This window comes from Streptomyces sp. NPDC093111, assembly GCF_040683955.1.
In the GTDB taxonomy this organism is placed as follows: domain Bacteria; phylum Actinomycetota; class Actinomycetes; order Streptomycetales; family Streptomycetaceae; genus Streptomyces.
The window spans coordinates 13,924-37,317 of the sequence record NZ_JBFBNW010000021.1 but is presented as its reverse complement, the minus strand read 5'-3'; the positions used below and the strand labels follow the sequence as shown (position 1 = coordinate 37,317).

Annotated in this window: 16 protein-coding genes; 8 read left to right on the top strand and 8 right to left on the bottom strand. The window is 74.8% G+C overall.

The annotated features are described in order from the left end of the window. Positions 1–46 precede the first annotated feature (46 nt). On the bottom strand, positions 47–2,368 hold the full coding sequence (locus AB0Q96_RS31035; RefSeq protein WP_365331251.1) for a peptidoglycan recognition protein: 2,322 nt from the start codon (positions 2,366–2,368) through the stop codon (positions 47–49). A 443-nt stretch (positions 2,369–2,811) separates the two neighbouring features. On the opposite strand from AB0Q96_RS31035, the gene rsgA reads away from it, so the two are divergent. Then, positions 2,812–3,882, top strand: a complete 1,071-nt coding sequence (gene rsgA, locus AB0Q96_RS31030; protein ID WP_365331431.1) for a ribosome small subunit-dependent GTPase A — start codon at positions 2,812–2,814, stop codon at positions 3,880–3,882. Between the two features lie 112 nt (positions 3,883–3,994). Next, positions 3,995–5,374 (top strand): AlkA N-terminal domain-containing protein, encoded by a 1,380-nt coding sequence (locus tag AB0Q96_RS31025; RefSeq protein WP_365331249.1) that lies wholly within the window; start codon positions 3,995–3,997, stop codon positions 5,372–5,374. 19 nt (positions 5,375–5,393) lie between these two features. Here AB0Q96_RS31025 and AB0Q96_RS31020 read toward each other — a convergent pair whose 3' ends face one another. The 3 genes from AB0Q96_RS31020 to AB0Q96_RS31010 all read right to left on the bottom strand — a co-directional run bounded on the left by AB0Q96_RS31020 (position 5,394) and on the right by AB0Q96_RS31010 (position 7,527). Then, the gene (locus AB0Q96_RS31020; protein WP_365331247.1) at positions 5,394–5,876 is read right to left on the bottom strand and encodes a DUF456 domain-containing protein; all 483 of its coding nucleotides are present in this window, start codon (positions 5,874–5,876) and stop codon (positions 5,394–5,396) included. Between the two features lie 54 nt (positions 5,877–5,930). Further along, positions 5,931–6,365, bottom strand: a complete 435-nt coding sequence (locus AB0Q96_RS31015; protein WP_365331245.1) for a hypothetical protein — start codon at positions 6,363–6,365, stop codon at positions 5,931–5,933. Positions 6,366–6,543: 178 nt separating this feature from the next. Further along, on the bottom strand, positions 6,544–7,527 hold the full coding sequence (locus tag AB0Q96_RS31010; RefSeq protein ID WP_365331243.1) for a helix-turn-helix domain-containing protein: 984 nt from the start codon (positions 7,525–7,527) through the stop codon (positions 6,544–6,546). A gap of 242 nt (positions 7,528–7,769) precedes the next feature. On the opposite strand from AB0Q96_RS31010, the gene AB0Q96_RS31005 reads away from it, so the two are divergent. The 4 genes from AB0Q96_RS31005 (at position 7,770) to AB0Q96_RS30990 (ending at position 15,337) form a co-directional block, all read left to right on the top strand. Further along, entirely contained in the window at positions 7,770–11,543 is a 3,774-nt protein-coding gene (locus AB0Q96_RS31005; protein WP_365331241.1) for a S8 family serine peptidase, read from the top strand. 147 nt (positions 11,544–11,690) lie between these two features. Then, on the top strand, positions 11,691–13,079 hold the full coding sequence (locus tag AB0Q96_RS31000; protein WP_365331239.1) for a protein phosphatase 2C domain-containing protein: 1,389 nt from the start codon (positions 11,691–11,693) through the stop codon (positions 13,077–13,079). Positions 13,080–13,106: 27 nt separating this feature from the next. Continuing rightward, on the top strand, positions 13,107–14,849 hold the full coding sequence (locus AB0Q96_RS30995) for a pyruvate dehydrogenase (RefSeq protein WP_365331237.1): 1,743 nt from the start codon (positions 13,107–13,109) through the stop codon (positions 14,847–14,849). Between the two features lie 149 nt (positions 14,850–14,998). Then, positions 14,999–15,337: an ATP-binding protein gene (locus tag AB0Q96_RS30990; RefSeq protein WP_365331235.1), complete on the top strand. Its 339-nt coding sequence runs from the start codon at positions 14,999–15,001 to the stop codon at positions 15,335–15,337. Positions 15,338–15,388: 51 nt separating this feature from the next. On the opposite strand, the gene AB0Q96_RS30985 is transcribed toward AB0Q96_RS30990, so the two are convergent. Continuing rightward, a complete protein-coding gene (locus AB0Q96_RS30985; RefSeq protein WP_365331233.1) occupies positions 15,389–16,462 on the bottom strand; it encodes a DUF2637 domain-containing protein in 1,074 nt (357 codons plus the stop codon). A gap of 220 nt (positions 16,463–16,682) precedes the next feature. Continuing rightward, on the bottom strand, positions 16,683–17,540 hold the full coding sequence (locus AB0Q96_RS30980) for a (2Fe-2S)-binding protein (RefSeq protein WP_365331231.1): 858 nt from the start codon (positions 17,538–17,540) through the stop codon (positions 16,683–16,685). 148 nt (positions 17,541–17,688) lie between these two features. On the opposite strand from AB0Q96_RS30980, the gene AB0Q96_RS30975 reads away from it, so the two are divergent. Next, positions 17,689–18,465 carry a GntR family transcriptional regulator gene (locus AB0Q96_RS30975; protein WP_365331229.1) on the top strand — a complete coding sequence of 259 codons (777 nt, stop codon included), beginning with the start codon at positions 17,689–17,691 and terminating at the stop codon, positions 18,463–18,465. Positions 18,466–18,544: 79 nt separating this feature from the next. Continuing rightward, entirely contained in the window at positions 18,545–20,113 is a 1,569-nt protein-coding gene (locus AB0Q96_RS30970; protein WP_365331227.1) for a hypothetical protein, read from the top strand. A 354-nt stretch (positions 20,114–20,467) separates the two neighbouring features. Here AB0Q96_RS30970 and AB0Q96_RS30965 read toward each other — a convergent pair whose 3' ends face one another. Together AB0Q96_RS30965 and AB0Q96_RS30960 are read right to left on the bottom strand one after the other, a co-directional pair. After that, positions 20,468–21,262 (bottom strand): hypothetical protein, encoded by a 795-nt coding sequence (locus AB0Q96_RS30965; RefSeq protein ID WP_365331225.1) that lies wholly within the window; start codon positions 21,260–21,262, stop codon positions 20,468–20,470. Between the two features lie 146 nt (positions 21,263–21,408). Next, positions 21,409–23,103, bottom strand: a complete 1,695-nt coding sequence (locus AB0Q96_RS30960) for a PucR family transcriptional regulator ligand-binding domain-containing protein (RefSeq protein WP_365331223.1) — start codon at positions 23,101–23,103, stop codon at positions 21,409–21,411. Positions 23,104–23,394 lie beyond the last annotated feature (291 nt).

Sequence of the window (23,394 nt, the reverse complement as noted above, 5' to 3'; positions counted from 1 at the left end):
GGATCGGACACCGGGGCCGTGGGCGCGCGGACGGGCCCCCAGGGTGCTACCGGAGGTGGACCAGGCCGTCCGTGGTGACGGTCGGGCGGCCCGCGGTGCCCACCACCACGATCTTCACCGTGTGCCTGCCGCTGCCGGCCCAGGTCCTCGTCCAGACGACGTCGCGGTAGCGGGTCGTGGCCGACTTCAGGTCGACCGTGGCCGCCTTGACCCCGTCGACGTACACGTACGCCTGGCCGGACGTGCCGCTCCGGGAGACCACCCAGGCGGCCGAGCGGCCCGTGAAGGTCCAGCTCAGGGAGGCGTTCTTGGTGCCGCTGGAGTACGACGCGCCGCCGAGGTAGGCGGTGGAGGACTTGACGGCCCAGGTTCCGGACCGGGCTGCCGCGGTCTCCTGGAGGACGACCGGCGTGGCGGAGACGCCGGCCGCGGCCTTGTTGCCGGCCCGGTCGTACGCGGTGAGCGTCCAGCCGGTGGCGGCGCCCGGCCGGGCGCCGAGGAGGCCGGAGAGCGTGGCGGCCGGGCCGTAGGTGACGGCGGGAGCGGTCAGGCGCACGTCGCGCAGGGCCACGGCGTCGGCCGCCTTCCAGCGCAGCCTCACCGGGGCGGAGGTCGCGCTGACCGTGCCGGTGCCCAGCTCGGCGGTGGGCGCGGTGGTGAAGCGGGGCGCGGTGGTGTCGCCGGTCATCGCGAGGACGGGGGCGGTCGCCGTCCGCCCCGACTGGTGCACGGCCCGCAGCTGGAGGGTGTGGGCGCCGGCCGGGACGGTGGCGGCGGCGGAGACCGCCGAGCCCGGGGCGGTGGCGACGACCTTGCCGTCGAGCAGCAGCTCGTGACGGGTGATCAGGGCCGCCGGGGTGGTGGAGCCCCAGCCGACGGTGACCGGGCCGCGCGTGACGTACGTGCCATTGACGAAGCTCGCGCCGGTCACGCTCTTCACGGTCAGTCCGGTGACCGGCCCGGCCGCCCAGGACCGGAGGGTGCCCAGCGTGGCGTAGAAGGCGTCGCCGGGGCACTGGGTGTTGTAGCCGTCGCGGTGCCCGTGGATCGTCGGGAACGCGATCCTGGCGCCGGCCGCCCAGGACTTCTTGAAGTAGTCGGTGCCCGCGGACCCCGCGGTCAGCGTGGTGGTGCCGTTCGGGTCGACCCCGTACTGGCCCAGCTTCCAGGCGGCGATCCGGGCCACCGAGACCATGGCGGCGGTCGGCGGCGCGCTCCGGGTGTAGGTGCCGAGCACGGAGACGCCGGTGGTCTCGGCGTTGAAGCCGTAGGCGTGCGCGCCCTGGACCGGGCGGTCGACGCCGCCCTTGCGGCCCTCGTAGACGGTGCCGCACCTGTCGACGAGGAAGTTGTAGCCGACGTCCTTCCAGCCCAGCGTCCGCACGTGGTACGTGTAGATGCCACGCACCACTCGGGGGGCGTCGGCGCAGGAGTAGTCGTTCGACTCGGCGGTGTGGTGGACCACCACCGCCTTCACCTTCCCGCCCGGCAGATAGCCGGGGGCCTCGGGGCTGATCGACTCGTCCGCGCCCCACTGGGCGCGGGTCCGGATCGGCGGCCGGGGCGCCGTGGACGGCGGGCCGGTCACCGTGGGCGTCGGCGTGGGCGTCGCGGTGGCCGAGGAGGTGGCCGGGGCCGGCGAGGTGGTGGCGGTCTCCGGCGCGGACGGGGTGGCCGTGGTGGCGGTCGGCGGGGCCTGGTCCGTCGGGCTCGCCGAGCCGGTCGGCGACTCCGTCGTGGGATCCGGGTCCGGCTCACCGGCCGGGGCGGTGGTCTCGGCGGGGGAGGAGCCCGGGTCCGGCGTCCCGGTGCCCTCGGCGACCGCGGCGCCCCCGGCGCGCTCGACGGCGAAGGCTGCCGGGTCCAGCGAGGTCGCCTTCGAACGGCCCGGGTCGATCATGTCCAGGCGCAGCCCCGACGGCAGCAGGGCCGAGGCCCGGCCGCCCGCGACGACCCGCACCTCCACGCCGTCGGAGTCGCCGACCCAGGCCGGCTCGGTGCCGCCGCGGCCCGCGTTCCGCTCGCCCTGGCCGCTGTCCCCGTCCAGGCGCACCCAGCGTCCCCACCGGTCGGTGCCGGCCGCGCGGGTACGGGCCTCGACGGTGCCGGTGATCCGGGCGGACGGGTCGGTCCAGGTCACGCCGAGCATGCTGAACCGCTCGGTGTCGCGCTGCCCGAGGGCCGCCGCGTGCCCGCCGTCGGAGGCCGTCAGGCCCAGCGACCGGGCCTCGGCCCGGACCGGGGCGCCGCCCTCGGCGTCGGCGGTGCCGTCGGTGCCGTCGGCCCCGGTCACCCCCTGCAGGACCAGCACTCCGGTCAGGCCGGCCGCGACGGCCGCGGCCGTCCCCCATATTCGACGCCGCCGCATGCGGCCCACCCCATCGCTCTTGTTCTGTCCCGTGCGGATCGGCTGCACCAGCGGTCACGGCGGGCAGCGGCTCGAAACCTACCCGAGCGCCGACGCCCCACCACGACGCGCAGATGACCGCCCGGAAAATGCTTGGCGCCCCCGGCCCGGCCTCCGTTACGGTGAGCGCGCCGCGGAGATCGCGGTCAGGAGACCATCACGAGCAGGAGGTGTGACCGATGGCTGTCGTCACGACGGGCGCCGCCCACATCCAGAAGTCCGTCCACACCACCTCCGTGGCCTCCGGCTGACGTCCCTCACCGGCTGACGTCTCCCACCTTTCCGCGCGCACCGACGCGCGACGCCGGGGCCACCCCTGTGAAGGGTCCCCCTTGTCTTCCTCGCTTTCCCGTTCCGCTTCCCTCTCCGCTTCCGCTTCCCGTTCCACCGACGACTCGTCTCCCCTGCGCGCCTACGGCTGGGACGACGCCTGGGCCGCCGACTTCGCGCCGTACGCGGCGCAGGGCCTGCTGCCCGGCCGGGTCGTCCGCGTCGACCGCGGCCAGTGCGACCTCGTGACCGAGGCCGGACTCGTACGCGCCGACACCGCCTTCGTCACCCCGCACGACCCGCTGCGGGTGATCTGCACCGGCGACTGGGCCGCCGTCGACCCCGAGGGCGCCCACGACCCCCGTTACGTACGGGCCTGCCTGGCCCGCCGCACCGCGTTCGCCCGGTCCACCTCGTCCAAGCGGTCCGAGGGGCAGATCCTCGCCGCCAACGTCGACCACGCGATCATCGCGGTCTCGCTCGCCGTCGAGCTCGACCTCGGGCGCATCGAACGCTTCCTCGCCCTGGCCTGGGAGTCCGGCGCCCAGCCGCTCGTCGTGCTCACCAAGGCCGACCTGGTGCCCGACCCGGTCGGACTCTCCTACCTCGTCGAGGACGTCGAGACGGTCGCCCCCGGTGTCCAGGTGCTGCCCGTCAGCTCACACACCGGCGAGGGGCTCGACGTGCTCCACGCGGTCGCCGCGGGCGGCACGAGCGTGCTGCTCGGCATCTCCGGCGCCGGGAAGTCGACCCTCGCCAACACCCTGCTCGGCCAGGACGTGATGGTGGTCCAGGCCGCCCGCGACGTGGACGGCAAGGGCCGGCACACCACCACCACCCGCAACCTCCTCGCGCTGCCCGGCGGCGGGGTGCTCATCGACACGCCCGGACTGCGCGGCGTCGGCCTCTGGGACGCCGAGGCGGGCGTCGGCCAGGTCTTCAGCGAGATCGAGGAACTGGCCGGCGACTGCCGCTTCCCGGACTGCGCCCACGAGACGGAGCCGGGCTGCGCCGTCACCGCCGCCATCGAGGACGGCTCGCTGCCCGAGCGCCGCCTCGACAGCTACCGCAAGCTGATCCGCGAGAACCAGCGCCTCGCCGCCAAGACCGACGCGCGGCTCCGCACGGAACGCCTGAAGGACTGGAAGCGCAAGGGCGCCGAGGGCCGCGCGGCCATGGAGATCAAGCGGGGTCGCGTCCGCTGAGCGACCGGGGTGGGGGTGGGTGGGAGTGGGGGCGGGGCCCCACTCCCACCCCCGCTCCTCGGCGTCCGAAAACCGCCAGACCCGTCCCGGGCGCTGCCGCACACTGGAAGGCATGACGGAGACGCTCACGCCCCCGCGCGGGGACACCGGCACCGACGAGGACACCCGGTACGAGGCGGTCAGCAGCCGGGACGCCCGCTTCGACGGCGTGTTCTTCTTCGCCGTCGCCACCACCGGCATCTACTGCCGCCCCAGCTGCCCCGCCGTCACGCCCAAGCGGCGCAACGTCAGCTTCTTCCCCTCCGCCGCGGCCGCCCAGGGCCACGGCTTCCGGGCCTGCCGCCGCTGCCGCCCCGACGCCGTGCCCGGCTCCGCCGAGTGGAACGTCCGGGCCGACGTCGTCGGGCGCGCCGTGCGGATGATCGGCGACGGCGTCGTCGACCGGGAGGGCGTGCCCGGTCTCGCCGACCGGCTCGGCTACAGCGCCCGGCAGGTGCAGCGCCAGCTCACCGCCGAGCTCGGCGCCGGGCCGGTCGCCCTGGCCCGCGCCCAGCGCGCCCACACCGCGCGACTGCTCCTCCAGACCACCGGCCTGCCCGTCACCGAGATCGCCTTCGCGGCCGGGTTCGCCAGCGTCCGCCAGTTCAACGACACGATCCGCGCGATCTACGCCCGCACCCCCACCCAGCTGCGCGAGGAGTCCGGCACCGGCGCCGGGCCGCGCACCGCGCTCGCCGCCGGGGTGCCGCTGCGGCTCGCCCACCGGGGCCCGTACGCCGCGGGCGAGGTCTTCGACCTGCTCGCCGCCGAGGCCCTGCCGGGCGTCGAGGAGGTCGTCGGGACCCCCGGCGCCCGCACCTACCGGCGCACCCTGCGCCTCCCGTACGGCACCGGCATCGTCTCCGTCGACGAACGTTCCCCGGGCCGCTGGCTGGAGGCACGCATCCACCTCACCGAGCTGCGCGACCTCACCACCGCCGTCCAGCGGCTGCGCAGGCTCCTCGACCTGGACGCCGACCCGTACGCCGTCGCCGAACGGCTCGGCGCCGACCCGGCCCTCGCCGCCGAGGTCGCGGCCCGGCCGGGCGTCCGCTCGCCGGGCACGGCGGAACCGGAGGAGTTCGCGGTACGGACCCTCCTCGGCCCGGAGCGCGCCGCCCGGCTCGTCGGGGCGCACGGCACCCCGCTGGAGACCGCCTGCGGCAGCCTCACCCACGTCTTCCCCGCCCCCGCAGCCCTGACCGGCGACCCGCTCGCGGGCCCGCTCGCCGCCGCGCTCGCCGACGGCACCCTCCGGCTCGACCCCGGCGCCGACCGCGAGGCCACCGCCAACGCCCTGGCCGCCGTGCCGGGCCTGACCGCCCGCGCCGCCGCCGTCATCCGCACCCGCGCGCTCGGCGACCCCGACGTGGCCCCGGAGGGTCTCCCGGACCGCCCGGAGTGGCGGCCGTGGCGCTCGTACGCGGCCCGCTACCTGCGCGTCGGCGGCTGACGGCGCCGCGGGGCCGGCCTCAGCCCCAGATCATCGCGCCCGCCCACGCCCCCACGATCAGCAGACAGGCGAAGAGCTCCACCAGGACGCTCGTCCCGGCCGCCCGCATCACCGTGCGGGTGGCGGCCCGCGCCTGCCCGTGGCCGCCGAGCCGCAGCCGCTCGGAGAGGTAGACCCCGCCGACGAAACCGGGGATCGCGCCGACCACCGGGATCAGCAGGAACCCCAGGACGGCGCCCACCCCCGCGTACCCGACCATCCGCCGGGTGATGCCGACCCCCCGGAAGCGGCGGGCCGGCAGCTGCCATACGACCACCTGGGTGAGGAGCAACAGGCCCGTCGAGGAGACCAGCAGGATCCAGGCGAGCCCGGTCTGTTCGTGGAGCGCCCACCACAGCATGGCGGCCCACACCAGCCACGTCCCCGGCACGCCGGGCGTCAGCACCCCGAACAGTCCGAGCAGCATCACCATCGCGATCAGCAGGAGCTGCCACACACCCATCTGCCAAGGGTGCCGGAACCCGCCCGTTCTCGCAGGTCGCGGCGTACGTACGGGTCAGCCGGCGAGCGGTATCGCGGCAGCGACCAGCTGCCGCTCCCGGCGGCTGATCAGCGGGAAGACGATCTTCAGCGCGCTCTCGCTGTACGGCGAGGAGAGCACGAAGGAGGAGTTGAGGACCCGCTCCTTGATCTCCGAGCGGTAGAGGTGGGCCCGCTGGATCGTCATCCGGTGCCCCACCGGCTTCGCGAAGGTCCGGTCGGCCTCGAAGATCACCAGCCGGCGGTCGGTCATCGCCAGGTACATGGGCGTCGGCACCGGAACCACCGTCAGCGCCCCGCCGCTCGCGAGGGCCGACGCCACCCCGAACGCCGCCGTCCTGCGCACCGACACGGTGCTCAGCCCCACGACGGTCGTCACCTCCACCCGCTCCCCGGGCTCCAGCATCGGGGTGACGGCGGCCAGCAGGGCGCGGCGGCGCCTTCCGTTCATGGGGGTGCTCCTGGGCAGGAAGAGGAATACGAGACGAGACGAGACGAGACGAGACGAGACGAGACGCACGGAGGCGGAAATCGGCCGCCACCTTACGGCCACTCCTCGGCGCCCAGGCCACCGCCCCCGGCACCCCGGCCCCCGCCCCGCGCCTGGCGCCGCCCCTACCGTCGCCCCCCTACCGCCGAGCCACCCACCCCTTCTCGTACGCGTGCCAGCCCAGCTGGAGCCGGGTGGTCACCCCGGTCAGCTCCATCAGGCCCTTCACCCGCCGCTGGACCGTGCGCAGGCCCAGCTCCAGCTGCTTCGCCACGCTCGCGTCGGTCATCCCGGCCAGCAGCAGCGAGAGGATCTCCAGGTCCGTCGGGTCCGGGCCGGGGGTCTCGTCCTGGGTCAGCTGCGCGCCCGCGCCGAGCCGCAGCGGCAGCGCCTCCCGCCACACCGACTCGAAGAGGCCCATCAGCGATTCGAGCAGACCGCTGGCGTGCACGACGAGCGCGGCCGGCTCCGCGCCGCGCCCGGTGAGCGGCACCATGGCCAGCGACCGGTCCGCGACCACCAGCTTGGTCGGCACCCGGTCCACGATCCGGATCCGCTCCTCGCGGCCGAGCGCCGCCGACAGCTCCAGCAGCCCCGTGGGCAGCGTCAGCACCTCGCGCTCGATGACCACCCGGTAGCGCACGCCCCGCCCGGCGGCCTGCTCCTCGGCGTCGTTCTCCATCCCGGACACGGCGATCGGCTTGCCCGTCACCAGCGCGCAGACCTCCTCCGTCGCGCCGAGCTGGAGCTGGAGGAAACGATGGGTGACGGCGCCCGCGCCGGTCACCACCTCCACCAGGTCGTGCACGGCGGGCTCGGTCGCCTCGGCGCGGTACTCCTGCGCCAGCAGCGCCGCCGCCAGCTCCGCCTGCTCCAGCTCGTGCCGCTGCTGGGTGAGCAGCGCGCCGAGCGCGACCCCGGGCGGCGCGGCGACCCAGCGGCCGGTGCGCGCGGAGGACTGCGCGGCGAGCCCCTGCGACTCCAGCCGGCGCAGCGCCCGCTCGGTGTCGTTCTCCGGCAGCGCGAGCCGGTGGGCCAGGTCGGCGACCTCCGCCGCGCCCAGTGCGACGAGCGCGCGGTAGGCGGACTCCTGTCGTTCGTCGAGTCCTATCGCACCCAGCATCCCTGACCCCACCCCTCGCCGGACGTCCGCGGACGACCCGGACATTCACCGGACGTCCACCGGACGCACCGGACGCGTTCGTTCCGTTGGCGCATTGGCGGGAAACGGCCACGGCGCATTCCCGCCTCGCCCATCCTGCCTGCACCACCCTCACCTCTGCCAATGTGGCGCCACCGCAGCACCAACAGCCTCCGGACATAGGGCCTTTATGCCCGCATGGCCGGAATCAGATGGGGAGAGCGATGCGCCCGATTTCGCGTACGGCCCTGGGGGCGGCGACCGCCGCCGTCCTGGCCGTCACCGCGGTCGCGGCGTCCGCGGCCGCAGCGCCGCAGGACGCCCAGGCGACCGGCAAGCGACCACTGGCCGGCAGTGACGCCGCCGCCAGGAGCGGGCAGCGGCCCGCCACCGTCACCCTGGTGACCGGCGACCGGGTCCTGCTCACCCGCGACGCCGAGGGCAACCCGGCCGCCGCGGCGCTGCCCCGCGAGGACGGCACCGTGCCGTTCGTCCAGACCCGTCGCTCCGGCCAGGATCTGTACGTCTACCCCGAGGGCGCCACCGCCGCGCTGGCCGCGGGCCGGGTCGACGAGGAACTGTTCAACGTCACCGGTCTGGTCCGCCAGGGCTACGACGACGCCGGCTCCGCCACCCTGCCGCTGATCGCCGTCTACGGCACCGACCTGGCCACCGCCCGCGCGGTCCCGCCCGCCCCGCGCGGCGCCACCCGCGGCCAGGTCCTGAAGACCGTCGACGCCGTCGCCCTCAAGGCCGACAAGAAGCAGGCCGCCACCTTCTGGGCCGATGTGACCAGGCCCGCCGCCCGCTCGGCCGGCGGCCTGCGCAAGCTGTGGCTCGACCGCAAGGTCCAGGCCACCCTGGAGCGTTCCACCGCCCAGGTCCACGCCCCCGAGGCCTGGGCCGCCGGCTACGACGGCACCGGCACCAAGGTCGCCGTCCTCGACACCGGCGCCGACGCCGAACACCCCGACCTCAAGGGCCGGATCGTCGCCTCGGAGAACTTCACCGACTCCGACAGCACCGACGACCGCCAGGGCCACGGCACCCACACCATCTCCACCGTCGGCGGCTCCGGCGCCGCCAGCGGCGGCAAGAAGAAGGGCGTCGCACCCGGCGCCGCCCTCCTCAACGGCAAGGTCCTCAACGACTCCGGCTCCGGCGCCACTTCGTGGATCATCGCCGGCATGGAGTGGGCCGTCGCCCAGGGCGCCGACGTCGTCTCCATGAGCCTCGGCAACCCCTCCGAGACCGACTGCACCGACCCGATGAGCGTCGCCGCCGAACAACTCGCCCAGAACAAGGGCACGTTGTTCGTCATCGCCGCCGGCAACTCCGGCCCCGGCAACAACACCGTCTCCTCGCCCGGCTGCGCGGCCGGCGTCCTGACCGTCGGCGCCACCGACCGCGACGACTCCACCGCGTACTTCTCCAGCCGCGGCCCGGCCTCCGACGCGGCCCACACCCTCAAGCCGGAGATCGCCGCACCCGGCGTCGGCATCTCCGCGGCGGCGGCCGGCGGCCGCGGCGTCTACGCCTACCAGTCGATGTCCGGCACCTCGATGGCCACCCCGCACGTCGCGGGCGCCGCCGCCATCGTCAAGCAGCGCCACCCCGACTGGACCGCCCAGCAGATCAAGGCCGCCCTCGTCTCCTCCGCCGACAGCGGCGTCCCCGGCGACGCCCGCCAGGTCGGCGGCGGCCGGCTCGACGTCAAGGCCGCCGTCGACCAGACCGTCCTCAGCGCCCCCGCCGTCCAGGGCGGCACCTTCAACTGGCCGCAGGACGGCAGCGACCGCACCACCGTCACCGTCCCCTACACCAACACCGGCGACCGCCCCGTCACCCTCTCCCTCGCCGTCGAGAAGCTCACCGGCAACGACGGCTCCGCCGTCCGCTCCCCGGTCGCCCGGCTCGGCGCGCGCACCGTCACCGTCCCGGCCGGCGCCACCGTCGAGGTCCCGCTCCGCCTCGACCCCGCCGCCCACCTGGAGCGCGCCCAGTACGGCGACGTCACCGGCCGCGTGGTCGCCACCGGCGCCCGCGGCGTGCACGTCTCCACCCCCTTCGCGCTGTACGTCGAGCCCGAGACCCTCACCCTGCGCGTCAAGCTGATCGACCGGCAGGGCAAGGCGGCCGACGGCGCCTCCTCCGTCGACGTCATCGGCACCGACGACGCCACCGGCTCCCGCCGCTTCAACGAGGGCTCCGCCGACCAGGTCTACCGGCTGCGCGCCGGCCGCTACTTCCTCTCCTCCTTCGTCACCACCGCCGACCCCGGCGAGGGCGCCACGCTGACCGACTCGATCAGCTACCTGGGCCGCCCGCAGCTGGAGTTGAAGAAGGACACCACCGTCGTCCTCGACGCCCGGCAGGCCCACCGCCTCTCGGTCCGCACCGACAAGCCGTCCGAACTCCGCGGCGCCACCCTCGCGTTCGCCCGCTCCTGGGACGGCACCTGGCTGCACGCCGGCACCGCCACCGGACCGCGCACCGTCCGCGGCTACTACGCCTCCGTCGAAGGCCGCGCCGACGACGGCGACTTCGAGTTCGGCAGCTACTGGCGCGCCGCCGCCCCCCAGATCGAGCGCCTCGCGACCGGCGACGGCACGCGACTGCACCCGCTGACCGCGTCCATCGCCTCCGACAACCTCGACGGCACCGGCTCCGCCCGCCTCGTCGACGCGGGCACCGGCACCCCCGACGAGCTCAAGGCCGCCGGCGTGCAGGGCCGGATCGCCCTGGTCCGGCTGCCCGACGACAGCACGAACGCGGGCACCCTGGCCCGCAACGCCAAGGCGGCCGGAGCCGTCGCCGTCGTCACGTACCACCAGGCCGCCGGCCGCTGGTACCCCGGCGGCGGGTTCACCGGCCTCGGGCTGCCGGTCCTCTCCGTCCCCGCCGACGAGGCCGCCGCGCTGCTCGGGAAGCTCACCGCCGGCGAGGTCACCCTCTCCTGGAAGGCCACCGCGAAGAGCCCCTACCTCTACAACCTCGCCTTCCCCGAGACCCGCCCGATCCGCGACGCCCGGAACTACCGCGTCGAGGACCGCGACCTCGGCCGCACGGAGGCCCGCTACGGCTCCTCCGGCACCGCCACCGACTTCGTCGAGTTCCCGGCCGCCTACCGGCCCGACGGCACCGCCGTCTCCTTCGGCTCGCTGGAGACCGTCCCGGCGCCCGGCACCCGCACCGACTACTACACCGCGGGCGACACGGCCTGGCGCCAACTGATCGGCAGCAGCTTCCCGTTCGGCGAGCTCATGGTCGGCGCCACGCACACCTACCGCCCCGGCGAGCGGCGCACCGAGCGCTGGTACGACGGAGTCATAGCCCCCACCGCCCCGCGCGACGCGGCCGGAAAGCCGGTCCTCGCCGCCGAGCGCCAGGGCGACCTCATCGGCTTCGCCGACGCCATGTGGGGCGACACCACCCACCACGCCGAGCCCGGCTCCTTCGGAGACATCGGCAACCTGCGCCTGAGCAGGGACGGCGAGATCATCGGCGAGACCGGCTGGCCGTCCGGCGTCTTCGAGGTCCCGGCCGAGCCCGGCCGGTACGCGCTCGAGCAGAACACCATGAAGATCGGCAGCAAGGTGTGGGCCCGCTCCACGTCCGTCAAGTCGGTGTGGGAATTCACCTCCAAGTCCGACCCGAGCGTCTATTCTCAGGGCATCCCGATTCTCTTCCCCCGGTACGACCTTCCGGAGGACGGACTCAAGACCCTCGCCGCGACGGACGGGCAGCGGATCGGCCTCGGCGCGACGGGTCACGCGGGCTACACCTCCGCGGCACTCACCTCGGCCAGGCTCTCGTACTCCTACGACGGGGGCGAGACCTGGACCTCGGCCCGGGTCTCCCAGCAGGGTGACGGCTGGATCGCGACCGTGAACCACGCGGGCGCGACCGGCAAGCAGGTCACCCTGAAGACCGAACTGACGGACGCCAACGGCAACTCCGTCACCCAGACCGTGGTCCGCGCTTACGACGTGCGCTGATCACGCCGGTCCGCCGGGCGTCCTTCCCGTGGGGGGTGGGGTCGCCCGGCGGACCACTTCTCTCCCCCCGCCCGTTCGCACGGGCTTTCCGCGACACTTTTCCGGATGTCCCGTTTTCTGACGGCCTGTGCGGTGGACAATAAGGGCATGACGCAGCAGGGGGACAACTGGTGGGACGAGCTCTACGACGCCTCGGCCCCGGACACCGGGCCCGTCCCGACGCCCGACAGCCTCGACGACCGCTTCGACTCCGCGTCCAGGACCACGGCCCTGGAGACACCTCCTGAAGAGGCGCCCCCGGACCGCCCGCCCGCCGAGTACCCCACCCGGTCAGCCACCGGGGACCCCACCGGGTCACCCCCCGGGGCAGCCACGGCGGAACCCGCGCCGGAGCCGCCACCGGCCCCGGTGCCGGATCGGGTGCCGGATCGGGTGACGGCCCCGGTGCCGAACAGGGTGACGGCCCCGGTGCCGAACAGGGTGACGGCCCCGGCCCCGGCGGAGGCCCCGGTGGCGGCCCCCACCCTCCACCTCCCCGCGCCCCGCCCCCGTACCGGACACGTCGGCAGCCGGCCGCCCACCTACGAGGCAGAGCCCACCGCCCTGCCCGCCGCCCGGCCCGGGGAGCTCGACGAGCTCGTCGCCGACACCGTCCTCGACGGAGCCCGCTACGGCGCCTACACCCTGCGCGCCGCCTCCGTCCGCGGCGACTCCGCCCGCTTCCGCGGCGAACCCCGCCGCGACGCGCTCCTCACCTGCCGCTTCGGCCAGGACGAGACCGCCCTCGTACTCGTCGCCGTCGCCGCCGGACGGCGCGCCGCCGAGCACGCCCACCTCGCCGCCGCAGACGTCTGCCGCTGGATCGCCGAAGCCGTCGGCCGCAGCCACGCCCGGCTCTCCGACGACATCCGCTCCGGCCGCCGCGGCGACCTCAAGTCCGGCCTCCACCGGCTCACCGACCGCACCTACGGCCGCCTCCGCACCCGCGCCGCCGAACGCGGCCTCGACCCCGAGGAGTACACGGCGGGCCTGCGCTGCCTGCTGCTCTCCGCCGACCCCGGCTGCCGCACCCGGGTCTTCTTCGGCATCGGCACCGGCGGCCTCTTCCGACTGCGCGACGGCTCCTGGCAGGACATCGAACCGCTCCTCCCCGAACCCGCCGTCGGCGCGCCCGTCGTCGGCTACGGCTCGCCGCCCGCCCCCACCCCCGACGCGCCGGAGGCCACCGAGGAGGGCGACCGCCTCACCATGGACCTCGGCGTCACCACCGCCCCCGCGCTCATCGAACGGCCCGTGCCGCCGCCCGCCGAACCCTTCCGCTTCCGCGCCTCCGTCGCCCGCCCGGGCGACACCCTGCTGCTCGCCTCCCACGGCCTCGCCGAGCCGCTGCGCGGCGAACCCGCCCTCGCCCGCGAGCTCGCCACCCGCTGGGCGGGCGCCGAACCACCCGGCCTCGCCGCCTTCCTCGCCGACACCCAGCTGCGCGTGACCGGCTACGCCGACGACCGCACGGGGGTGGCCGTCTGGGAGGCGTAACCTGCCCGGCCATGGGTTGATGGACCCATGGCCAAACAGAATGTCGCAGAACAGTTCGTCGACATCCTCGTCCGCGCGGGCGTCCGGCGCCTCTACGGCGTGGTCGGCGACAGCCTGAACCCCGTCGTCGACGCGATCCGCCGGAACGCGGCCATGGACTGGATCCAGGTGCGGCACGAGGAGGTCGCCGCCTTCGCGGCCGGCGCCGAGGCCCAGATCACCGGCAGACTGGCCGCCTGCGCCGGCTCCTGCGGCCCGGGCAACCTGCACCTCATCAACGGCCTCTACGACGCCCACCGCTCCATGGCCCCGGTCCTCGCGCTGGCCTCCCACATCCCGTCCGCCGAGATCGGCCTGAGCTACTTCCAGGAGACCCACCCGGACCAGCTGTTCCGCGAATGCAGCCACTACAGCGAGCTGATCTCCACCCCGAAGCAGATGCCCCGGCTGCTCCACACCGCGATCCAGCACGCGGTCGGCCAGAGCGGCGTCAGCGTCGTGTCGCTGCCCGGCGACGTCGCCTCCGAGCCCGCGCCGGAGAAGGCCCCCGAGATCGCCCTCGTCACCTCCCGGCCCACCGTCCGCCCCGGCGACACCGAGATCGACGCACTCGTCCGGATGATCGACGCAGCCGAACGGGTGACGCTGTTCTGCGGCAGCGGCACCGCGGGCGCGCACGCCGAGGTCATGCGGTTCGCCGAGCGCGTGAAGGCGCCCGTCGGACACGCGCTGCGCGGCAAGGAATGGATCCAGTACGACAACCCGTACGACGTCGGCATGAGCGGACTGCTCGGCTACGGCGCCGCCTACGAGGCCACCCACGAGTGCGACCTGCTGATCCTGCTCGGCACCGACTTCCCGTACAACGCCTTCCTGCCCGACGACGTCAAGATCGTCCAGGTGGACGTGCGGCCCGAGCGGCTCGGCCGGCGCTCCCGGCTCGACCTCGCGGTCTGGGGCGACGTCCGCGAGACCCTGCGCTGCGTCATCCCGCGCGTCCGGACCAAGACGGACCGCCGGTTCCTGGACAAGATGCTGAAGAAGCACGCCGCCGCGCTGGAGGGCGTGGTCAAGGCGTACACCCGCAAGGTGGAGAAGCACGTCCCCGTCCACCCCGAGTACGTCGCCTCCGTCATCGACGAACTCGCCGACGAGGACGCCGTGTTCACCGTCGACACCGGCATGTGCAACGTCTGGGCGGCCCGCTACGTCTCGCCCAACGGGCGCCGCCGCATCATCGGCTCCTTCAGCCACGGCTCCATGGCCAACGCCCTGCCGCAGGCGATCGGCGCCCAGTTCACCGACCGGAACCGCCAGGTGATCTCGATGTCCGGCGACGGCGGCTTCTCCATGCTGATGGGCGACTTCCTCACCCTGGTCCAGTACGACCTGCCGGTGAAGGTGATCGTCTTCAACAACTCCTCGCTCGGCATGGTCGAGCTGGAGATGCTCGTCTCCGGACTGCCCTCGTACGGAACCACCAACAAGAACCCCGACTTCGCCGCCATCGCCCGCGCCGCCGGAGCCTACGGCGTCCGCGTGGAGAAGCCGAAACAGCTCACGGGCGCCCTCAGGGAAGCCTTCAAGCACAAGGGCCCGGCCCTCGTCGACGTCGTCACCGACCCCAACGCCCTCTCCATCCCCCCGAAGATCAGCGCCGACATGGTCACCGGCTTCGCCCTCTCCGCCAGCAAGATCGTCCTCGACGGCGGAGTGGGCCGGATGCTCCAGATGGCCCGATCCAACCTGCGCAACGTGCCCCGCCCCTGACGGTCCGGCGCGCCGTGAATGCGGGCCTCCCCAGGGGGCATGCATCCCCGTGAACCTGTTCGATCCGACGCAGGGTGGGGGATATGGCCGGGGAGGCGCGACAGCCGACTCAACTGCTCAGAAAGGTGGGGTGCGCGGATCTCACCGCGGTGCCCGAGGTGCGCCACGCCTTGCGGGCGATGCTCGCGACGTGGGGCGCGCCCGGCGCCGGCGACGTCGCGGAACTGCTCACCAGCGAGCTGGTGACCAACGCCCTGATCCACACGGACAACGGGGCGGTCGTCACCGCCACCGTCGCCCCCGAGCAGCTGCGGGTCGAGGTCAGGGACTTCGTCTCCGGACTGCACCGGTCGCGGGCGCCGCGCGCCGAGGAGGGCACGCACGGCAGGGGACTGGTCCTGGTGCAGGCGCTCGCCGACTCCTGGGGGGTCGAGAACCACGGGGTGGGCAAGGTGGTCTGGTTCGAACTGAACGGCGGGGCCGCCTGAGGGCGGCCCCGCCGTTCAGTGTGGGGCGTGCGCGTACCCGCGTCCCGGAGCTCAGCCGAACTGCTGCTCCAGGTCCGCCAGCTTGCGCTCCAGGGAGTCGAGCCGGGGCAGCGTCTGGGTGTCGTCCTCGGCGGTGAGGTCCACCGTCCGGGACTCGCCCGGGTGCGGCTCAGCGCCCTTCACGGCTTGGAGGGAGGGCCGGTGTCGAAGCGGCAACTGTCCGGGGTCCGCTATGGCGGGCTCCGCGACGGCGGCCTGCACCGGCGTCGCGGAGCCCGCACCCGTGCCGGTCCCCAGGGCCGACACCTCCACCTGACGGCCGCCGCCGCGCCCGAAGGCGCGGTGCTGCCGGTTGAGCGCCTTCAGCCGCGCCCGGTCCAGCTTCGCCTGCTCCCGCCTGCGGATCCGGTTGGCCTCCTTCTCCTTGCGGTCCTCGCGCACCTCGTCGACGGCCTCGTCCAGGGTCCGTACGCCTTCCAGGAGCATCAGCGACCAGGCGCCGAAGGTCTCCCGGGGCGCCCGCAGCCAGCGGACCATCCGGATCTGCGGCAGCGGCCTCGGGATCAGGCCCTGCTCGCGCAGCGCCGCCCGCCTGGTCTGCTTCAGCGCCCGGTCGAAGAGGACCGCCGCCGACAGGGACATGCCCGCGAAGAACTGCGGGGCCCCCGCGTGGCCCAGACCGCGCGGGGCGTGCACCCAGTTGAACCAGGCCGCCGCCCCCGCGAAGGTCCACACCAGGAGGCGCGAGCCGAGGGCCGCGTCGCCGTGGCTGGCCTCGCGGACCGCGAGCACCGAGCAGAACATCGCCGCACCGTCGAGGCCGAACGGGACCAGGTACTCCCAGCCCCCGGTGAGGTTGAGGTTCTGCCGGCCGAAGCCGACGAGGCCGTGGAACGAGAGCGCCGCCGCGACCGCGGCGCAGCAGAAGAGCAGGACGTAGGAGGCGGTGCCGTAGACCGCCTCCTTGCGTCTGCGGCGTTCCTCGCTGCGTTCCCAGGAGTCGTCGGCCGCGGCCTGGTCACCGGCGCGCTTCCCGCGCGCGAGCACCGCCACCGCCGTCAGGACTCCCGCGACCATCACGCCGCCCGGGAGCAGCCAGTCCAGCGATATGTCGGTCAGTCTCATGGCGGTGTCCCTTGCCTCGCAGTGGTGCCTCGCAGTTAGGGCGATACGGCCGCCCATACTGGCCGACCCGACGGGGCGGCCACGCGGTTTCGGGACAAGAGCACGCCATCGGGGCCGGACGGCATACGAATAGGTGCCATCTGGTCGAACTCACACACGAGGAAGGGGAGTTGTGTTCGAATCGCGCCACTCCTGGGGGTGGCGTAACGGCAGGAGTGGGTCAGGCGGTGACGGCGAGCCTGCGGACCCGCTCCGGGTCGGCCGTGCGCGGGCAGGTCAGGCAGGTGTCCTCGGGGCGCAGCGTGTAGAAGAAGCAGCAGGTCGCCCGGTCGCGGGTGGAACGGGCCGCTCCGCAGACCTCCGCCGAGCCCTCCAGCGCGCGGAAGCCCGCGGCGCCCACGAAGGGCTTGTCCGTGCCGGGCATCAGCAGCTCCAGCTCCGCCATGGCCCGGTCCTCCTCGTCGAGCAGCTCCCCGACGTACCAGAGCCCCTCGACGATCTCGTCCGTCACCATGCCCCACAGCGCCCGCCGGCCGCGGCGCATCCGGGGACCGAAGCCGGCCAGCAGCTCCTCGAAGTGCTCGCCCAGCGAGGCCCGCACCTCGGCCCGCAGCGCCTCCTCGTCCGGGACCACCCGGGCGCCGGGCAGCGCGGCGGCGGGGTCGCCGGGCAGGCAGGCGAACTCCTCGACCCGGACCGCGAGCCGCCCGAGGGCGCGCTGGAAGGCCACGTTCCGCGCGGGCAGCCGGGGGACCCTGCGGTGCAGGAACCAGGGGATCGTCACGAGCAGGCAGGCGGGCCAGGCGTACCGGTGCAGCCCGAAGCTCGCCACCACGTCGGGCCGGGCCGAGCGCCCGTAGTCGCGCCGCACCTGCGTCTCGTCCCAGGCGAGGAAGGCGTCCAGGGCGTCGCCGCCGGCACCGAGCTCGTCCGCGCCGACCCAGCCGGTGCCGCGCGGCAGCTGTTCGTCCCGGGCGAGTTCGTCGACGCGCAGACCGGAGAAGACCTCGCCGAGCCGGGCGTAGGAGGCCGCGACGGGCGAGGCGGGGGGAGACGGCAGCAGAACGGGGACGGCCATACGGGACCACCGAATCGCGATCGTTAGCAGGTTAGCCTTACCTTACCCGATACGCATGGTGTTTGAACTGCGACGCCGTCCGCCTATCGTGCACGGGGGACCCCGGCACCGCGAGCCGGGCCCGGCACCAAAGCGCAGGAGGACCCGGGTGGAGCAGGGCAGCACGCGCGAGCGGACCACGGACCGCTCGGCCGCTTCGCCGTACGGTGACGCGGCACGGGTCCCCGAGCAGGCCCGCGCCGACGAAGCCCGCGGCGAGCACACCCACGGCGAACCCCCGGCCCCCGGCCTCGCGCCGCGCGCCGTCCGCCGCCACTCCGTCCGCGGCCAGATCCTCGAAGCGCTCCGCACCGCCCTGGTCGGCGGCGAACTCGTGCCCGGCGAGGTCTACTCCGCCCCCGCCCTCGGCGAACGCTTCGGCGTCTCCGCCACCCCCGTGCGCGAGGCCATGCAGCAGCTCGCCACCGAAGGCGCCGTCGAGGTCGTCCCCAACCGGGGCTTCCGGGTCACCGAACGCACCCCCCGCGAGCTCGCCGAGCTCGCCGAGGTCCGCGCGCTCATCGAGGTCCCCGTCATGCTCCGCCTCGCCCGCACCGTCCCCGCCGCCCGCTGGGCCGAGCTCCGCCCGCTCGCCGAGGCCACCGGAGCCGCCGCCGCCCGCGGCGACCGCGCCCACTACGCCGACGCCGACCGCGCCTTCCACCGTGCCGTCCTCGCCCTCGCCGGCAACGAACAGCTCCTCGTCATCGCCGACGCCCTGCACCGCCGCTCCCAGTGGCCGCTGGTGAGCGCCCCCGCCACCCGGCACGGCGACCTCGTCGCCGACGCCGCCGAACACAGCGCCCTGCTCGACGCCCTCGTCGCCCAGGACCTGCCGGTCGTCTCCTCACTCGTACGGGAGCACTTCACCGGAGCGCAGGACTGACGACCGCGGCGCCACGGGCGACTAAAGTCGACAGCGTCAGCACGACACCCGTCGCGAACGCGCCGACCGAGAGGTGCCCATGCCGTCCGTCCGCGCGGAGCTCCCCGGGGCCCCGGCCCTGCTCGGCTGGCTCACCGACCCCGAGGCTCCCCGCCTCTGCCTCGTCACCGAAGCGCCCGGCCTGCTCGACTGGTTCGCGGGCCACGGGACCCGGGGCGCCGGGCGCCGCCGGACCGCCCGCGCGCTCGTCCCGCTGACCGGCCAGACCGCCCTCGGCACCGCCTGGGCCGTCGCCGGCCGGCTCGGCGTCGTCGCCACCTCGCCCGCCGACCTCGTCCGGGTCCTCGCCACCACCGAGACCGGCCGCGTGCCCCGCACCGTCCTGCTCCTGCCCGCCCTGCACGCCGCCGCCGAACCCGTCCCGATCGCCGAACTGCTCCGGGACCTCGCCGCCCTCGGGCGCGTCCGGGTGGTCGTCGAGACCCGGGAGGGCACCCCCGAACACGCGGTCCTCGCCGAGGGCCGGGTCGCGGTGGTGGCGGCGGAGGACGAGGACGGCGGGGAGCGGGCCGATGGCGGGGCCCCCTCCGGCGCCACGGGGCAAACGCCCGCCGCAGCCGCGCCGGCCCCCCTCCCGGACCTCTCCGACCCCCTGGCCGTCTGCGCCGCCGACCCCTTCGCCGTCACCGCCGGATACGTCCGGGACACCGACGACCAGCACGGCGGCCTCCGCCCGGCCTGGCTGCGCGCGGGGCAGGCGCTCTGCACGGCCCGTACCCCCGCCGAACGGGCCCTCGCCCTGCTCGCCGTCCTCGGCGACGGCGCCGACCCGCGACTGAGGCCCGCGCTGGAGGAGGCGGCCGCGCCGGCGCGCCGGCGGCTGCGCTGGAGCCGGGTGGTGGGGGACGTCGCCCCGCCCTGGCCCGGCCCGGTCGCCGCGCTGGCCGTCCAGGGCGGCACCCTGCTCGCCGCCGACCTGGGCGGCACCGTACGGCTGCTCGCCGCGGCCGACGCGCGTCCGCTGGGGCGGCTGGACCACCCCGTCACCGGGCGCGTCATGGCCCTGGCGCCCGCGCCCGACGGAACGGTCCTGCTCCTCGACGAGCGGGGCCGGCTGCACACCGTACGGGGCCGGGAGCCCCGCCCTCCCTACCTCCAGCGCCTCACCGAGGCCGTCACCGCCACCCTGACCCGGCATCCCGGCACGGCGCTCGGCGCCATCTCCGGCTCCGTGGTCGTCGGCGACCGGCTCGGCTCCGTCCACGCCTTCGGCCTGACCGGGCTGCACCAGGCGTCCCTGCACAGCGGACGGGTCACGGCGGTCGGCGCGGTGGAGTCGGAGACGCCGTTCGTGTGCAGCGGCGGCAGTGACGGAACGGTTCGCCTGTGGACCCCCGGCCGGGACCCGGAGCCCACGCCCCTGGCCGAGCACCCCTCGCCGGTCGTCGCGCTCCACGCGACGGAGACACCGCACGGCCCCTTCGCCGCCGTGGCCTGGGCCGACGGCTCGGTGGAGCTCCACGACATCGAGTCGCACACCCACCACACCTTCCGCCCGGGCCCGCCCGTACGCGCGGTGGCGGTGACCCCGGACGGCGCCCTGGTCGTCGGCCTGGACGAGGCCGTGATGTGCCTGGAACGCGCCTGAGGCGGGGGCGGTCGGGGTCGCCGGTGGCGGGACCTCCACGGGGGTGGGGGTGTCCGGACTGCGACCTCCACTTCGCTTCGCTCGTTCCGGGCGCCGCCACGTCCGGACACCCCCACCCCCGCTCCGGTCCCACCACCGGCGACCCCGACCTCGGGTACGTCCGGCCTGCTGAGGCGCACGGACGGGAGCGGGGGACGTGGAGGGGTCCGCGTTCGGGACGTAAAGCGTGATTTGTGGCGCGGAACAACCGCGTCACGCCCTCCCGATACGGCTCCGCGCCGTAAATCATGCAGTCCCGAATGCGGACCCCGGAACGGCCCCCGCGCCACCCACCCCCGACGCCCCGCCCGTCCCTCAGATCGCCGGCCGAGGCGTCAACTGCGCCGCCAGCCAGGTGGGCACACCCCCCAGCAGCCGGAACAGCCGTTCCGCCTCCGCCCGCAGTCGCCCCGCCTCGGGCTCCGTCTCCGCCTCGGCGAGCGAGGCCAGGGCCGGGGCGGTGCCCACCAGGTAGCCCAACTCCTCCCGGATCCGCAGCGATTCGGTGAAGCCGCGCCGGGCCTCCGCCAACTCGCCCTCGCGCAGGGCGAGTCCGGCGAGGTGCCGCCAGGTGAAGGAGAGCAGCAGGGTGTCGCCGTGCGCCGTGGCCCCCGCGTGGGCCCGGCGGTACGCGGCGCGGGCCGCCTGCGGTGACTCCCCGAGGTTCTGGGCGATCAGGCCGCGCCGGAAGTCGAGCAGGGCCCGCCCGGAGGTCTCGGGGTGGATGAGGGCCGCCGCGCGGCCGAGCGCCGCGCGGGCCTCGTCGGCCCGGTCCCGCACCCCGAGCAGCGTCGAGGCGTACGCCAGGTAGCCGCGCTCGCACGCCGCCGCCCCGCGCTCCTCGTCGGTCCTGGCCACCGCCTCGGCGGCCCGCAGGGCCTCCTCGGCGTCGCCCCAGCCCTGTTCGGTGTAGAGACAGCGCTCGATCAGCAGCGCCGCCCGCTCCAGGGCCGCGGCGGGCTCCGTCGCGCGGGGGGCGAGCAGTTCGGCCGCGTCCGTCCAGCAGCCGCGGGAGCGAAGTCTCCAGACCGCGGTCTCCAGTGGGGTTCCCCGGCCGTACGCCACATTGCCCTCCCCGAGCGCGCCATCGAGCTGTGAGTAGGACGGCATCTCAGCACGGACGCGGGGGCGGGGCATAGGGGTCGGGTGAAAGAATTCACAAGGAGTGGGGGCGCGGAGGGCGCGCGGAGCAAGGAAAGGGGCGGCAGTTACCTGCCGCCCCGTCAGTTCACTTGATCACTCGAAGAGATGAACCGTCAGCTCATCCGCAGGGCGAGGAAGAAGTCCAGCTTGTCCTCCAGGCGGGACAGGTCCCGGCCGGTGAGCTGCTCGATCCGGCCGACCCGGTACCGCAGCGTGTTCACGTGCAGGTGCAGGCGGGTCGCGCAGCGCGTCCAGGAGCCGTCGCAGTCGAGGAACGCCTCCAGGGTCGGGATGAGCTCCGCGCGGTGCCGGCGGTCGTAGTCGCGCAGCGGGTCGAGCAGGCGGGCGGTGAAGGCGCGCCGCACGTCGTCCGGGACGAAGGGCAGCAGCAGGACGTGGGAGGCGAGCTCGTGGTGTCCGGCGGCGCAGACCCGGCCGGGGCGGGCGGCGGCGACCCGGCGGGCGTGCCGGGCCTCCTCCAGGGCGCCGCGCAGGCCCTCGGCGGAGTGCACGGCGGCGCTGACGCCGAGGGTGAGCCGGCCGTCGTCGGCGAGCCCGGAGGAGAGCGGGGCCCGTACGGCGGCGAGCAGCGTGTCGGCGTGCAGGCCGAGGGCGACGGCGGGCGGCTCGTCCTCGCTGTCGGGCAGCGGCGCGGCGGCCAGCGGGACCAGGGCGATGGCCTCGTCGCCGCTGTGGGCGACGGCGATCCGGTCGGAGGACTCGGCGCCGGCGCTCGCCGGGTCGACCAGGATCTCCTCCAGGAGGGCCTGGGCGACCGGGCCGCTGTCGACGGCCGGGGTCTGCGCGGTCTCGTCCCATTCGACCCGGGCGACCACGACCTGCCAGTGCGGGGCGCTGCCGAGGCCGGGGAGCAGCACCGGGGCGGCCACCCGCAGGCGGGCGGCGATCTCGGCGGGGGCGGCGCCCGTCTGGACCAGCTCCAGGACCTCCTGGGCGAGCCGGCGCCGTACGGTGCGGGACGCGTCGCGGCGGTCGCGTTCGACGGCGATCAGCTGGGTCACGCCCTGGAGCAGGTCGAGCCGGGCGGCCGGCCAGTCGCTCGCGTCGGCCTCGACGGCGAGCAGCCAGTCGGAGAGGACGGTCTCGCGGACGTCCCGCGCGGCGGGGGCCGCGCCGCGGCCGGTGTTGCGGATCGGGAAGAGCGAGTAGGTGTTTCCGCCGAGGTTCAGGCGGTGCGGGCCGCGTCGCCCGGTGCGGGTGGCGGCCAGGTGTTCGCCCGCGAGGGTGGCGGCGAGGGAGGGTTCCAGGGGCTCTCCGGCGCCGGCGATCTGGCGGCCGGTGGGGGAGAGTACCCAGGCCCGGAGGTCCAGGTCGGAGCCGAGGAGGTCGAGGACGACCTCGGGTCCGCCGCCGGCCGGGCCGGAGGTCATCAGGCGTCTGTGGCGGTCGACGACGGCCGCCAGGTCGCCCGCCCGCTCGCCGGAGACCTGTCGAACAACATGTTCGGTGATCGTCGCGAAAGCAACGGACTCGTTTACTGCGAACAGGGGAAGCCGGTGGCGTGAACACGCCTGTACGAGGTCGGCGGGGATGTCCCCGAGCTCGGCCTCGCCGGCGGCCAGCGCGGCCACCCCGGCCGAGGCCAGGATCCGTGCGAAGGGCTCGGCGTCGGCCGGTTCCCGCAGCCAGGCGAGGCCGGTGAGGACCAGCTCGCCCCCCGACAGATAGCGGCTCGGGTCCTTGAGGTCCGTCGTCATCACGCCACGGACGGTGCGGTCGAGCTCTTCCTCGCCGCCCAGCAGGCGCAGCCCGAGCGCGTCGTTCTCCAGCAGTGCGCGCAGCCGCATGGTGTCGCCGCCGTTCCTTCTCGTGGGTGTCGCGTTGTCGCCGGTGGCGTGGTGCCACCGTTTCCGGGGGAAAACGGAGAGGTTGCTGTTTCCCGCCTTTCGTTCGAATCTACAAGACGAGGATGGCAGCCAGCCAACTCCTTCATGTTTTCGGTGACTGCACCCGGGCGACACGGGCTTGTGTACTAGGCCACACACCGCGTTAACAGCACATGAAGAGATCGTCGAGGGCCGGCCGTCCCCCCGGGCCCGTACGGACGACCCCCCCGTTCACTAGAAGCACAAGAAGAG

What these genes read in the sequence shown, in the direction of transcription:
- AB0Q96_RS31020 (WP_365331247.1), bottom strand. Translation starts at nt 5,876, where the DNA reads ATGGGTGTGTGGCAGCTCCTGCTGATCGCGATGGTGATGCTGCTCGGA.
- AB0Q96_RS30960 (WP_365331223.1), bottom strand. Translation starts at nt 23,103, where the DNA reads ATGCGGCTGCGCGCACTGCTGGAGAACGACGCGCTCGGGCTGCGCCTG.
- AB0Q96_RS31015 (WP_365331245.1), bottom strand. Translation starts at nt 6,365, where the DNA reads ATGAACGGAAGGCGCCGCCGCGCCCTGCTGGCCGCCGTCACCCCGATG.
- AB0Q96_RS30980 (WP_365331231.1), bottom strand. Translation starts at nt 17,540, where the DNA reads ATGGCCGTCCCCGTTCTGCTGCCGTCTCCCCCCGCCTCGCCCGTCGCG.
- AB0Q96_RS31035 (WP_365331251.1), bottom strand. Translation starts at nt 2,368, where the DNA reads ATGCGGCGGCGTCGAATATGGGGGACGGCCGCGGCCGTCGCGGCCGGC.
- AB0Q96_RS30995 (WP_365331237.1), top strand. Translation starts at nt 13,107, where the DNA reads ATGGCCAAACAGAATGTCGCAGAACAGTTCGTCGACATCCTCGTCCGC.
- AB0Q96_RS30970 (WP_365331227.1), top strand. Translation starts at nt 18,545, where the DNA reads ATGCCGTCCGTCCGCGCGGAGCTCCCCGGGGCCCCGGCCCTGCTCGGC.
- AB0Q96_RS31025 (WP_365331249.1), top strand. Translation starts at nt 3,995, where the DNA reads ATGACGGAGACGCTCACGCCCCCGCGCGGGGACACCGGCACCGACGAG.
- AB0Q96_RS30965 (WP_365331225.1), bottom strand. Translation starts at nt 21,262, where the DNA reads ATGCCGTCCTACTCACAGCTCGATGGCGCGCTCGGGGAGGGCAATGTG.
- AB0Q96_RS31010 (WP_365331243.1), bottom strand. Translation starts at nt 7,527, where the DNA reads ATGCTGGGTGCGATAGGACTCGACGAACGACAGGAGTCCGCCTACCGC.
- AB0Q96_RS31000 (WP_365331239.1), top strand. Translation starts at nt 11,691, where the DNA reads ATGACGCAGCAGGGGGACAACTGGTGGGACGAGCTCTACGACGCCTCG.
- AB0Q96_RS31005 (WP_365331241.1), top strand. Translation starts at nt 7,770, where the DNA reads ATGCGCCCGATTTCGCGTACGGCCCTGGGGGCGGCGACCGCCGCCGTC.
- AB0Q96_RS30985 (WP_365331233.1), bottom strand. Translation starts at nt 16,462, where the DNA reads ATGAGACTGACCGACATATCGCTGGACTGGCTGCTCCCGGGCGGCGTG.